The sequence below is a fragment of the Herbaspirillum sp. VT-16-41 genome (assembly GCF_001994935.1).
Lineage (GTDB): Bacteria > Pseudomonadota > Gammaproteobacteria > Burkholderiales > Burkholderiaceae_D > Herbaspirillum > Herbaspirillum frisingense.
Genome location: NZ_MUXB01000131.1, coordinates 506,154 through 519,223 on the forward strand (window position 1 = coordinate 506,154; position 13,070 = coordinate 519,223).

General features: G+C 64.2%; 8 protein-coding genes and 1 tRNA gene. 2 read left to right on the forward strand and 7 right to left on the reverse strand.

Annotation, left to right across the window (positions count from 1 at the left end; all coding sequences use genetic code 11):
• Nucleotides 1–12: 12 nt before the first annotated feature.
• The 4 genes from BTM36_RS22000 to BTM36_RS22015 all read right to left on the reverse strand — a co-directional run bounded on the left by BTM36_RS22000 (nucleotide 13) and on the right by BTM36_RS22015 (nucleotide 8,003).
• Complete coding sequence (locus BTM36_RS22000; protein WP_077237920.1) at nucleotides 13–354, reverse strand: hypothetical protein; 342 nt, start codon at nucleotides 352–354, stop codon at nucleotides 13–15.
• A gap of 3 nt (nucleotides 355–357) precedes the next feature.
• Nucleotides 358–1,917, reverse strand: a complete 1,560-nt coding sequence (locus tag BTM36_RS22005; RefSeq protein ID WP_077237921.1) for a sensor domain-containing diguanylate cyclase — start codon at nucleotides 1,915–1,917, stop codon at nucleotides 358–360.
• Nucleotides 1,918–2,117: 200 nt separating this feature from the next.
• Nucleotides 2,118–6,173 carry a translocation/assembly module TamB domain-containing protein gene (locus BTM36_RS22010; protein ID WP_077237922.1) on the reverse strand — a complete coding sequence of 1,352 codons (4,056 nt, stop codon included), beginning with the start codon at nucleotides 6,171–6,173 and terminating at the stop codon, nucleotides 2,118–2,120.
• 54 nt (nucleotides 6,174–6,227) lie between these two features.
• A complete protein-coding gene (locus BTM36_RS22015; RefSeq protein WP_077237923.1) occupies nucleotides 6,228–8,003 on the reverse strand; it encodes an autotransporter assembly complex family protein in 1,776 nt (591 codons plus the stop codon).
• A gap of 356 nt (nucleotides 8,004–8,359) precedes the next feature.
• Here BTM36_RS22015 and BTM36_RS22020 point away from each other — a divergent pair, with 356 nt between their 5' ends.
• Both BTM36_RS22020 and BTM36_RS22025 read left to right on the forward strand, forming a co-directional pair.
• Nucleotides 8,360–9,169 (forward strand): ferredoxin--NADP reductase, encoded by an 810-nt coding sequence (locus BTM36_RS22020; protein ID WP_077237924.1) that lies wholly within the window; start codon nucleotides 8,360–8,362, stop codon nucleotides 9,167–9,169.
• Between the two features lie 398 nt (nucleotides 9,170–9,567).
• Nucleotides 9,568–10,233 (forward strand): response regulator transcription factor, encoded by a 666-nt coding sequence (locus BTM36_RS22025; RefSeq protein WP_006462446.1) that lies wholly within the window; start codon nucleotides 9,568–9,570, stop codon nucleotides 10,231–10,233.
• Nucleotides 10,234–10,384: 151 nt separating this feature from the next.
• Here the strand turns inward: BTM36_RS22025 and BTM36_RS22030 are convergent.
• The 3 genes from BTM36_RS22030 to BTM36_RS22040 form a co-directional block, all read right to left on the reverse strand.
• A tRNA-His gene (locus tag BTM36_RS22030) sits at nucleotides 10,385–10,460 on the reverse strand.
• A 128-nt stretch (nucleotides 10,461–10,588) separates the two neighbouring features.
• Nucleotides 10,589–11,482, reverse strand: a complete 894-nt coding sequence (gene murI / locus BTM36_RS22035) for a glutamate racemase (RefSeq protein WP_077237925.1) — start codon at nucleotides 11,480–11,482, stop codon at nucleotides 10,589–10,591.
• A 37-nt stretch (nucleotides 11,483–11,519) separates the two neighbouring features.
• Nucleotides 11,520–13,061 (reverse strand): fumarate hydratase, encoded by a 1,542-nt coding sequence (locus tag BTM36_RS22040; protein ID WP_077237926.1) that lies wholly within the window; start codon nucleotides 13,059–13,061, stop codon nucleotides 11,520–11,522.
• Between the last annotated feature and the right edge of the window lie 9 nt (nucleotides 13,062–13,070).

Genomic DNA, 13,070 nt, shown 5'->3' on the forward strand with positions numbered 1-13,070 from the left:
GCCCTGCAGCGGCTAATCCAGGCGGCTGATGGGCCCAGGCTCGCCCCCGCCCAGCAGCAGGGTCGTCCATCTTCCCTGGGCGGAGGAGGCGCCTTCGGGCAGGATCATGTAGGAGAGGCTTTTCAGTCCGCAATACTGTTCCAGGTAGTCGCGCGCATGGGCCATGCGGTCGCGCAACTGGGTGATGCCGTCCTTCGCGCCTGGCTGCACGGGAAGGAATTCGAACATCACTTCAGGATGCAGGAATTCGGTGAGATGCTGGATCACCAGCTCGGTATCGGGGGCCTCGGCGTTGAACTCGTGGTGAGAAGGGAGTTCTTCCTCGCGCAGTTGATAGCGGATCAGGCAGCGCATGGGTCACCTCACTCCGGGAATGTCCGGCAGCAGGGTCAGGCGCGGATACTCATGCTGGATGGCACGGTCACGGCCCTGTTCCTTGGCCAGATAGAGGGCAGCGTCGGCACTGTCGATCAGGTCGCGGGCATCCACCTGCGCGCCCTTGCCGCTGGCCAGGCTGGCCGCGCCCACGCTGATGGTGACTTGTCCGACCGGGCTGCCCTCGTGGGGAATGCGCAATGCCCGCACCGCTTGCACCAGCCTGCCGGAAATGGCAGCCGCACTGGCGGCATTGCAGTTGGGCAGGATCAGGGCGAATTCCTCGCCGCCATAGCGCGCCACGATGTCGCCCTGGCGGCGCGCCACCCCATTGAGGGCGGCGGCCACCTGCTTGAGGCAGATGTCGCCGGCGGCATGGCCGTAGGTATCGTTGTAGCGCTTGAAATGGTCCACATCCACCATGATCAGCGAGAGCGATTCGCCGGAACGGTTCAGGCGCGCCAGTTCGGCCGTGAGCGCGGCATCGAAGTAGCGGCGGTTGAAGACATCGGTCAGGCCATCCTTCTGCGACTGTGCTTCCAGGGTGCGGTAGAGACGCTCCAGTTCGGTGCGGGCGGTGATGGCTTCCATCTCCGCCGTTTCGCGGCCAGCCACCTGCGCCACCAGCCGGTTGCCGCCGTAGCCGATGACGATCAACAGCAACATCACGGCGATGCCGCGTATCCAGACCCGGCGCGTCCAGTCTTCCAGGATGTCGTCCTTGGCCTGTGCCACCGCTACGAACAGCGGATACAGGTTGCAGTGCTGGAAGCTGGTCAGGCGCACGATGTCGTCGCGCGGCGAGCGCATCTCGAAGGAACCCTGGTCGGCCTTGCTCAGGTATTGCTGCTGCAGCATCGACTTGGAGATGTCCAGCCCGATGGAATAGCTCAACAACGGCTGGCGGTAGATCACCGTGCCTTCGTTCAGGCCGAACAGGATGGCGCCATTGCGGCCGATGGTGAATTGCTCGTAGTAGCGCTGGAAGTGCGAGAGGTCGATGTCGGCCACCACCACCCCGGCGAAGCTGCCGTCGGGATGATTGATGCGGCGGCTCATGGTGACGACCCACTGACCACTGACGCGGCTGCGCATGGGTTTGCCGAGATAGGCCTGGTTGGTACGCAGGCGCTGGTGATGCAGGAAGTAGTCGTCCTGGATATAGCGATGTTCCAGGGTGGCCTGCGAGGTGCCGATGGCCAGCCCCGTTTCGTCGTAGACCATCAGCATGGCCAGTTGCGGCACCGCCGCCACCGAGGTGACCATGAAATCGTGCGTACGCTGGCTTCCGGCGGCATTGGTGCCGTCATAGTCGAGGTGCTCTTGCACCCCGAGCAATACCACGTCGACTTCCTTGAAGGACTGGTCGGCCTGCTGGGTCAGCGCCAGGGTCATGTTGGCGCCGTCCCGGTTGGCCTCGTCCAGCGCCATCTCATAGGCGCGCCAGGCCGACCATGCCTCCAGCAGCAGGATGATCAGGCAGACCACGACCACGAACAGCTTGGCTGTTCGTGATGCGCGCTGGATTCTGTGTTCTGGCATGTCGCTTTCCCCGGAAACGGCCTTTCCCCGGCGCCATTGTTATGAAATCCTGCTGAAGCGTCCATCGGGGATTACCTGAACTTGTGAGGAGATTAACAGATTCCCCCTCTCCGGGGGCAAGCCTTGCCTGCCGTAAAGCGCCATCGGGGCGCTGTCCGTGGCTTTTCCACCCGAGTCGCTGCGCCCCTTGTCGCTGATCGCTAGTCGTAGCGACGGCTGAACAGGATGTTCAGGCCGTTGATGGTGCCGGCACGGGCCACCACCGACCAGCGGCGCGAAATCTGCCAGGTCGCCTTGGCCACGCTGGCCGCACCCTGCAGGCTTTGTTCGTAGCCCAGGGTGATCTTCTGGGTGATGGCCTTGCCCAGGTTGACCACCTGCTCGTCGGTCAGCCCCGATTCGCTGGAGCCGATGCTGAACTGGTCCAGCCCGATGTCCTTGGCGATGCGCTTGCCGCCCATGTTGCCCACCAGCGCCAGGGCCTGGCTGCTGGCGTTGCGCTGGCCGATGTTGGAGCTGTCGGTGCCATGGCCGAACATCATCCAGGACAGTTTTTCATCGTCCGGGACGTTGGGTTCGGACACCAGTTGCACGCGCGGCTGGTTGGCATTGCCGGTCACCGAGACGCCGGCCTCGACGTCCTGGTTGCGACGCATGGCCAGGATGTTGATGTTGGGATTGGCGATCGGGCCCTGGAAGTTGATGATGCCCCGCTCGATATTGAGCTTGGTGCCAAAGGCTTCATAGCTGCCCTCGGCCACGTTGATGGTCCCGGTGGCGCGCAGGGGGGAGAGCGGTTCGCTGCGCACCATCATGTCGCCGCGCAGGAGCAGGTCGGCGCCACTGCCTCGGAAGCGGAAGTCATTGCCCAGGTCGACCGCCAGGTTGATGACGGGTGCGAACTTGCTGGCCGGCTTTTCGGTCGCGGCTTCCAGCTTCTGCTGCGAGGAGGCGGCCGCACCGACGCGGTTCTTGCCGCTGCGACTGACGATGACCACGTCGTCCCCCAGCTTGGGGGCGCTGCTCTTGGGCAGGTCGAACAGCCCGCGGTCGACGATGAACTTGCCGTCCACGCGCAATTGTTCGTTGACGTTGCTGATCTTGCCTTCGCCGGAGAGCATCAATTGCCGGTCGGGACTGGCGAAGAGCTCCAGGTGATCGGCGGTGAGGGTGGCGTTGAGGTCGGGATTGTCGGCACCCAGCTGGATCTTGCCACCGGCGCGCAGGGTGCCGCGCCCGCCATGGAACTCGATCTGGCGCAGTTCGATGACATTGCTGTCCATGACGATGCGTACGATGCCGTCCTTCAACTGGATACCCTGGTCGAATTCGGTCAGCGCCAGGTTGTCGCCATTGATGGCCCCCGACAGGCGGGGCTGGCCCAGCGTGCCGGCGGCATTGAGGTCGGCCGACAGCTTGCCGTTGAGGCTCAGTTGCGGGCCGATCAGATCGCCCACCCGCTTGAGCTGCGGGACATCCAGGCGGGCCCGGAGGTTCAGCGGGGATGCCGCGTCCAGTGCCAGCAACTGGTCGACGCGATGCAGGCCGACTTCGCCGCCCAGGTCCAGGCTGCCGATGCGCGCGGCATCGACACGGCCGCTCACACGCATCTGTTCGCCCTGGAAATCGCTGCGCAACTTGAGCTCGGACAGGCCCAGCGTGGCTTCACCGGTGCTGGTGGTGACCCTGACATCGCCCGATCTGCGGGCGATCTGCAGGTAGCCGCTGGCGCGTTCGGCCAGGCTGAAGTCCCAGTCGCTATCGAGCACCAGGTCGGTCTTGACGGGGGCGGGTGTGCCGCTGAATTGCTGCACCAGTTCCAGCACCCGTCCCAGGTCCAGCGCCCGAACCTGGCCGGCCGATGCCAGTCGGCCTTGCTGATAGGACAGGCGTTTGAGTTCGATGGCAGTACGGTCGATCTCGATGCGGGTGCTGCCAGCCTCGATGCCGTGGGCCGAGGCATCCAGTGTCAGCGGACTGCCCAGGGCGATGCGCGGGAAGCCCTGGTTGCTGAACTGGTCGATGCTGCCGGCCCAGCCATACTGGCCCTTGGTCTTTTCGGTGATCTGGCCATGGGCGTCCACGGCCAGGTCCAGGGTCTGATCCTGCAGCTTGCCCTTGGCCTGCAGGGCCAGCGTGTGCCGGGCGTAGGTGCCGTCCAGCTTGATCGCCAGGCGTGACAGTTCGGCCTGCGGGCCGCTGTAGCCGTCACCCTCCAGCGTGAGCGCCAGGCGGTTGTCGGGCGAGGCCACACCGGCGGCCAGGTTGCTGTGGAGTTCGCTCTGGCCGGCCAGGTGGTGCAGCTTGTGCGCGCCGAACTGCAATTGCTCCGCCTGGAAGCTGGCCACCACATCGGGGCGCTGGCGTGTGCCGCTGACGGTACCGTCCAGGCGCAGCAGGCCGGACAGGCCGTAACCCAGGCGCGCCAGTTGTGGCGCATCGACCTTGAGCCGCAACTTGTCCCCGGCCTTGCCGAAGCTGCCGTCCAGGTCCAACGTATTGCCGGCGACCTGCAGGTTGGCTTTAGAAGGCAAGAGACGCGTGCCGGCCAGCTGCAGATCACCCCGGCCGCTCATGGGCAGATCGCCATAGCTGCTGTCGTGAATGCGGAAACCGAGCTTGACCTTCAGCTCCGGCGAGAGGGCGCCGGCTGCGTCGAAGTCCATGTTGATTCGCGCGCGCACCGGTTGCGAAGGCGCGGCGCTGCGGGTGCGACGCCCCTTGTTGACCGGTGGCGGGGTGACGGCCTGCAGGACGGCCGTGGGGTCGAAGTCCAACAGCCTGCCCTTGAAGGCGTAATCCATCGCGCCCACGGTCTGCAGGGACCCGGCGGTTTCCAGGCGCGATTTGCCGGCGGTCAGGGAAGCCTCCCGCACCTGTACCCGATCGGCGCCGATGACGGTATCCACGTGAAGCTTCAGGGCGCTGTCCTGCAGGGTCAGCAGCAGTTGCTGGGCGTTTGGCGCCAGCGTCACATCGACCGGCCCGGACAGCCGGGTGGGACGTACCTGCCGATGGATCTGGCTGAGATCGAGTTCGTTGACGCGCAGCTTGAACTGGCCGGCCATGGGGGACTCCTTGCCGGGCTCCGTGCTACCGGGGCGGAACTGGCCGCCGCCTTCGATGCGGGCGTTGCGGGGCAGGCGGATATCCAGTCGCGACAGGGTCTGCTGTTGCAGGTCCAGTTGCAGATCGGCGCTGGCCGAGAGCAGGGGCAGCAGTTGCTGGTCCAGGCTGCCAGGGCGGGCATTGGTGATGTCCACCCGGCCGGCCACCTGCAGCGGGGCATTGGCGGCGAGTCCGGCCGGCGGAGCGAGGTCGGCGCGCAGGTTGAGGTCGGCTGCCGGCGCGGCGGCGTTGAAGGCCTGCGGATTGAGATGCTGCAGATCGACCCGGGCGCGCTTGAGCGGGACCGCGGCAAAGGGTGTGGCGACGATGTCGGCGTTGCCCTTGAGCTTGTCGCCCCCGGCGGTGAGGGCGATGCCCAGTTCCTCCAGCGAGCCAGACAACTGGGCGGCCAACTGGTATTGCTCCTTGAACTCGCCCTGCTGAGAGGCGCCGGTCAGTTCCAGCCCGCCGCCGATGGCGAAGGGGCGCTTGCCGTTCAGATGCAGCAGGGCCGTGGCCTGGCCGTAGGGGGTCATGACCCGGTCCAGTACCAGCGTGTGTTGCACGCCGTCGGAGCTGCCATGCAGTTTCAGGTCCGACAGTTCGGTGGTGGACGTCCCCTGGGTCAGGCTCAGGTGGCCCAGGCTGATCTCGCCGATCTCCACGGCCAGGGGAATGTCCAGCGAGGTCGGCAGGGTGGTCGGCTCGGACGGTGAGGGCTGCTGTTTCAGCTGCACCGTGCCCACGCGCAGGTAGTCGATGCTGAACTTGCGCTGCAGCACTGCCAGATGCCAGCGGGCGTCGATGCTGTCGATATCGAGGATGCGCTGCCCATCCTGGTAGTGTAAGGCGCGCAGGCGCAGACCATCGGCCACGGTGCCGCCCAGCAACTGGCCGGAGAGCTTGCCGTCCAGCGCCTTGACCGCGCCGTTCCACAGCAGGCGGGTGCCGCTTTCGGTCTTCAAGGCGTACAGGCTTGTCCCGGCGGTGGCGAGAAGCAGAAGGGCGAGCGTGCCGCCGCTCCAGGCCAGGATGCGGCCCGTGCGGCCCATTCGGCGCATGTTGCCAGCGCGCTTGCGCGAACGCCGTGGACCCGGCGGCTCCGGTGTAGGGGAAGAATCCTGCGATGCTTGTGGCTGGTCGCTCATGCGTGCCTGTCGTTCGAAATCATATAAATCGTTTGGGCAATTCTGGCGCCTGCGTCAGAACGCGATGCCCAGCGAGATGTGTGGACGGATCTGGCGCTTCTGGATGCCATAGGCCAGGTCCAGGTTCAGCGTCCCCACCGGACTGCGCCAGCGTGCACCGGTGCCCACGCCGTGATAGAAGGTCTTGTTGTTCCAGTTGTCGGCGGCCGCGCCGATGTCGTAGAACACCGCCGCGCCCCATTTCTCGCTGAACCAGCGCTGGTATTCGGAACTGCCCACAGCCAGGTACTTGGTCGGATAGACGGTACCGTTCTGCTCGTTGCCGATGCTCTGGTAGCTATAGCCGCGCACCGAATCGTTGCCGCCGGTGCGGAACAGCAGCGAGGGCGGCACCGCCCCGGCACTGCCGGCCGTGAAGACGCCTCCCAGTTCTGCGCGCAAGACCACGATGTCGCGCTTGCCCACCGGCACGAACTGCTTGAAGCGGCCATACAGGCGACTGAAACTCTGGTCGGTCAGCAAGCCCTTGAGTGCGAAGCCGGCTTCCAGCGTCAGCAGGTTGCCCCGGCGCGGAAAGATCGGGTTGTCCACATTGCGGCGTGACCAGGCGAAGCCCGGCACCAGCGCCCGGTGCTTGCCGGGGGTGACGATGGTATTGGCGGGCAGGGTGCTGCCGTCCTCCTGGCTCAGCTCATCGCGGTAATAGGTCAGCGAATAGGTGGTGTCGTAGTTCTCGCTGTTGCGGGCGCGCTTGAGCCCGATCTGCTGGCTGCGCAGGTCGATGCCTTCCAGCTTGGTGCGGTCGTAGGAGGTATTGAGGCTGTTGACGAAGGCCTTGTCGTCCGGCGGCATGGCCAGGGACATCATGCCGTACTGGCGTTTCTGCTCAAGCCGTGCCTGGCTGTCGAAGACATAGGCCTTGTTGAACACGTTGTAATGCGAATAGCGACCTTCGACCTGGGCGCCGGTGTCGGTGCTATAGCCCACGCCGGTGCGGATGCGCTGGGTCGGAAACTCGGTGACCTGCACCTTCACCGGTGTCAGGTCCGGGTGTTCGGGGTCATCGTCGATGGCCACGATGGCGTTGGAAAAGTAGGGCGTGTTCTGGATCTGCCGCTGCAGCGCCAGCAGGCGGTCGACGTCATAGGCTTCACCGATGTTGAGCGGATTGACGTTGCGGATGATGGTCTCGGGATAGCGGCGCGTGCCGGTGATCTGCAAGGGCCCCAGGGTGAAGGCCGGGCCGCTGTCATAGCGCACCGACAGGTCGGCCTGGTGTTCGTCCGGATCGACCCGCGCCTGGGAGGAGGCGATACGGGCAGCCGCGTATTTCTTTTGCTGCAGCTGGTCCAGGCCGGCATTCTTGGCCTTGTCCCAGTCTTCCTGGCGGAACGGTTGGCCCGGCGGCAATGACCAGTTTTCGCGCAGGGCAGCCACCCGGGCCGCGTCTTCACGGGCGGCCACGCCGGTGACGGCGATGTCGGCGCTGCTGATCGCGGTGCGCGGGCCGGGGTCGACGCTGAGCTTGATGCGGCGCAGCGGCTGCTGATCGGCCGCGGCGGGCTCGGTCTGCACGCTGACCTTGGTGACGGGCGCGAAATAGCCCTCGGTCGAGGTCAGTTCGCGCACCTGGTCGCCAACGGTGTCCATCATGAATTTGAGCTGCTCGTCGCTGATGTCGTCGCGGTCCTGATAGCGCGAGAGGTCCAGGAAATCCTTGAGCAGCGACTGCACCGGCTTGGGCGCTTCGATCTCCACCTTGTAGGCGGCATAGGCGGTATCGGCGGCACACCAGAGAAAGGCGATGGCCAGGTGGCGGGTCCAGGTCATTGATTCACTGCATCTTCGTTTATCGGTTGAGGCGGCCGGCCTGCCGCCCCTTGGGGCAAGTCGGGTAGGATGGAGGGCTTGGCGGTTCATGCCACCAAGGCCTGACCGGCGTGCGGCGCGGATAGTTCCTGGCCGGCACCGGTGCAGGCGCTTCATTCCCGGGCCATGTCTCACTGCGGCGTCGCGGGTTCCTGTGGCGATGACAGGTCCTGGCGACATGGGCAGGGCGATCCACCGCCTTGTTCATCCCGCTATTGTAATGTGCCTGCAGCGTCGCCCGGGCAGGTATTGCGGACCAAAGCTGCACATCGCTTCCCTCGTGGACAGGTGAGTGCGGTCAATCGAAGGAGAGTCGTGTGAGTAGTGTCAGCAGTGTGAATATTGATGTGTATTCGGAGAAGGCCAGTTGCGAGCGCTTGTTGTCGGTTCATCGCTGGACCGACAAGTTGCTGAGCTTTCGCACCACGCGTCCGGCCGGTTACCGTTTCACGGCCGGCCAGTTTGCCCGTCTGGGGTTGGAGATCGATGGCCAGATCGTCTCGCGCGCCTATTCCATCACCTCGGCCGAGCAGGAGGACCAGCTGGAGTATTACGCCATCGTGGTCCCTGGCGGCCAGTTCACCACGCGCCTCGCAGCCTTGCAGCCAGGGGACCCGGTCTGGGTGGAAAAGCTCAGCTATGGCTTCATGACCGCCGACCGCTTCGTCGATGGCCGCCACTTGTGGATGCTGGCCACCGGCACCGGGCTGGGGCCGTATGTCTCCATCCTGCAGCAGCCCGATGTCTGGCAGCGCTTCGATGAACTGGTCATCGTGCATGGCGTTCGTCAGCGCGAGGAGCTGGCCTATGCCGACAAATTCGAACAGCTGCGTCAGCACGCCCGCCAGCAGGGCTGGCCGGCGCGATTGCAGCTACTGCGTTGCGTGACGCGTGATGATGCCCTGCCTGATGCCCCGGGCTGGCTGGCTGGTCGCATCACCACGCTGTTGAAGGAGGGGAGGCTGGAGCAGGCCGCCGGCCTGCCACTGAGCGTGGAACAGACGCGCGTCATGGCCTGCGGCAATCCCGAGATGGTCACCGAGGTGCGCGAACTGCTGCGCGAGCGTGGCATGGGGCCATTGCGTCGCACTGGCGGTGGTCAGTTCGTGACCGAAGACTACTGGTGACTGCTGATTTCAGACCGGCCGACGGCGCCACGCTGGTCGGCCATCATCGTCCCACCCCCTCAATTCTGCGCAATCTCGACATCCGTCGACGATAAGGGCCGATTGTTGTTGAAATCGCCATGGAAAGTGAAGTTGCCGGATCTTTCTGCTATTGACACCTCGTATAAATTCGATTTTCAGCCGCAATATCGCGATTTCCTTTCTATTTTTCCCAGAATTTGTCTATCTCCTACTGATGGAAGTTTTTCGATGCCGCCATGGTGTCGACAGACGAGGGGAGCCGACATCGATGAAAGGAAATCGAGGGCATCAAGCCACGGCACTTCATGGGAGAGCGATTTCGGGCGAAGGTCTGCGAAGTCGCCACCTGTCAGTTAATTGAACCATTTGGGGGTAGCATGAATTTGAAGAAGATCCTGCACGTAGCCATTGCCGACGACCATCCTATCGTGCTCGGCGCGCTCAGGAGCGAGCTGGCACGCCTGCCGGAAATACGCATCGATCTGGAGGTGGATACGGGGGAAGCGCTGCTCGCGGCGCTCAAGCGCGCACCATGCGAGATCGTCATCACCGATTTCGCCATGCCGGCCGACGACAGCGACGATTCCGACGGCTTTGCGCTGGTCAAGCGAATCAAGAACGAACATCCCTCGACCAAGCTGATCGTCTACACGGCGATGAACAATGGCGCCGTGATCCGTCGCCTGTACCGGATGGGCGTATTCGCCGTCATCAACAAGCGAGAAAAGACGGATGAACTGATCAACGCCTGCCTGGCCACGCAGAGCAGCAAGCAACTGTACTTCCCCGTGTCGCTGCGCGGCGAGCTGGAGATGAGCTGGGCTCAGGGGGAGGGCTTCGGACTGGTGCGCGAATTGACCCAGAGCGAGCTGGAGGTCGTCCGGCTGTTTGTGGAAGGTCAGTCGCTGGGCGAGATATGTGAACGTCTGTCACGCACGCCCAGTACCATCAGCACTCACAAGAACAATGCGATGCGCAAGCTCGGCCTGAGTACCGATGCCGACTTGATCAAGTATGCGTATTCGACCGGGATGATCAACTAGGCGGGTGCGGCCGGATGTTCCTTCCCCCCAAAGAGGTGGACGGACATCCGGTGGCGAACTTGAGGGCAGGAGGAATGCGGTGCGCCCGATGCAGGCGCGATGAAAAACAAAAAAGCCCGGTCATCAGGACCGGGCTTTTTGCTTGAATACTTGGGGTGGCTGATGGGACTCGAACCCACGACGACAGGAATCACAATCCTGGACTCTACCAACTGAGCTACAGCCACCGTCGACTGTCAGACAGACTTGCGTCCGTCATCAAGTAAGCAAAAGATTATACAAACACTTGCGAGGAATGGCAACATAATTTCGATGCAAAAAGGAAAGTTCGCCGAACATTTCCTTTTTGCCCGCTTCAGGCGCCGTCTTGCGGTTGCAGGGCCTGTACCGGTGGCGCCAGCTGCAGCAGGCTGCGGAAGGCGTTTTCCAGCGTGGACTGGCTGGCCGTGGTGAAGCCGGCCAGCGAGCCGGTGGCGGCCTGCGCCAGCAATCCTTGTGTTTCCAGCAGGCGTGCCAGTTGCCGGGTGACGGCCTGCCCGGTATCGATGATGTCCGGCACTTCGCCCGCCAGACGCTTGCATACGCTCTCGATGGCCGGCCGCACGAAGGGGTAGTGGGTGCAGCCCAGTACCAGGGTATCGGCACCCTGGTCCAACAAAGGCTGCAGGTAGCGCTCCAGTAATTGCACCGTGGCCGGCGAGTACAGTTCGCCTTTTTCGATCAGGTCCACCAGGCCGACGCAGGCCTGCGGCAGGAAGCGCACCCGGTACTGCTCCTCCATCTGCTGCTGCAGCAAGGCAAAGCGCTTGCTGGCCAGCGTGCTGCGGGTCGCCAATACGCCCACGGTGCCGCTGCGGGTCTCTTGGGCGGCCGGCTTCAGACCGGGTTCGATGCCGACCACCACCAGCCGCGGCCATTGGGCACGAATGGCCTGGATCGCAGCGGCGGTGGCGGGATTGCAGGCCACCACCAGCGCCTTGACCTGCTGGCCGACAAAGAACGCGGCAATGGCCAGCGACCGTTCCACGATCTGGGCCTCGCTCTTGTCGCCGTAGGGGGCGTAGCCGGAGTCGGCGAAGTAGAGCAGCTTTTCGCGCGGCAGGGCGGCCTGGATGTGACGCAGCACCGACAAGCCGCCGACGCCCGAATCGAAAATGCCGACCGCGGCATCGGCTGCGGTCGGCATCGGGGTCGGGCTGGCAGATTGTCCTGCAGAAGGCGCGGCGGCTTGCTTGACTGCTTCATTCATGGTGCGGCGCGCGCTCCTGCGGATCGTCTGGCGTGGCTCAGGCGGTGGTGACGGGGATCTTGGACAGGGAGACGCTCTGGGCGATCTTTTCCTTCCACTCGGCCGGCCCGGTGTTGTGCACCGAGATACCGTTGGCGTCGACGGCCACGGTCACCGGCATGTCCTTGACGTCGAACTCGTAGATGGCTTCCATGCCCAGGTCGGCAAAGCCCAGTACCTTGGCCGACTTGATCGCCTTGGACACCAGGTAGGCCGAACCACCCACGGCCATCAGGTAGGCCGACTTGTGCTTCTTGATCGCCTCGATGGCGGCCGGGCCGCGCTCGGACTTGCCGATCATGGAGATCAGTCCGGTCTGTTCCAGCATCATGTCGGTGAACTTGTCCATGCGGGTGGCGGTGGTCGGACCCGCCGGGCCCACCACTTCGTCGCGCACCGGATCGACCGGGCCGACGTAGTAGATCACGCGGTTGGTGAAGTCCACCGGCAGCTTCTCGCCCTTGGCCAGCATGTCCTGGATGCGCTTGTGGGCAGCATCGCGGCCGGTCAGCATCTTGCCGTTCAACAGCAGGGTCTGGCCCGGCTTCCAGGAGGCGACTTCTTCCTTGGTCAGGGTATCCAGGTTGACGCGCTTGGACTTCTCGGTGTCGGCCACCCAGTGCACTTCGGGCCAGTCCGACAGCGACGGCGGTTCCATGTAGGCCGGGCCGGAGCCGTCCAGCACGAAGTGGCCGTGACGGGTCGCTGCACAGTTGGGGATCATCGCCACCGGCTTGGAAGCCGCGTGGGTCGGGTGCATCATGATCTTCACATCCAGCACCGTGGTCAGGCCGCCCAGGCCCTGTGCGCCGATGCCCAGTGCGTTGACCTTCTCATAGAGCTCGATACGCAGCTCTTCGGTCTTGTTCTGCGGGCCGCGCTTCAAGAGCTCGTACATGTCGATGTCTTCCATCAGCACTTCCTTGGCCATCAGCATGGCCTTCTCGGCGGTACCGCCGATGCCGATGCCCAGCATGCCCGGCGGGCACCAGCCGGCGCCCATGGTCGGCACGGTCTTCAGGACCCAGTCCACCAGGTTGTCGGAAGGGTTCAGCATGACGAACTTGGTCTTGTTTTCGGAGCCACCGCCCTTGGCGGCGATCTGGACGTCCACGGTGTTGCCCGGTACCAGTTCCATGTGGATCACGGCCGGAGTGTTGTCCTTGGTGTTCTTGCGCTCGAACTGCGGGTCGGCCACGATGGAGGCGCGCAGCACGTTGTCCGGGTGCGAGTAGCCGCGACGTACGCCTTCGTTGACGGCATCGGCGATCGAGCCCGAGAAGCCCTCGAAGCGTACGCCCATGCCGATCTTCAGGAACACGTTGACGATGCCGGTGTCCTGGCAGATCGGACGCTTGCCCTCGGCGCACATGCGCGAGTTGGTCAGGATCTGCGCGATCGCATCCTTGGCTGCCGGGCTCTGCTCGGACTCATAGGCGCGGGCCAGGTGAGCGATGTAGTCGGCCGGATGGTAGTAGCTGATGTACTGCAGCGCGGCGGCTACGGATTCGATGAGATCGTCTTGCTTGATGATGGTCATGGCTGGTTC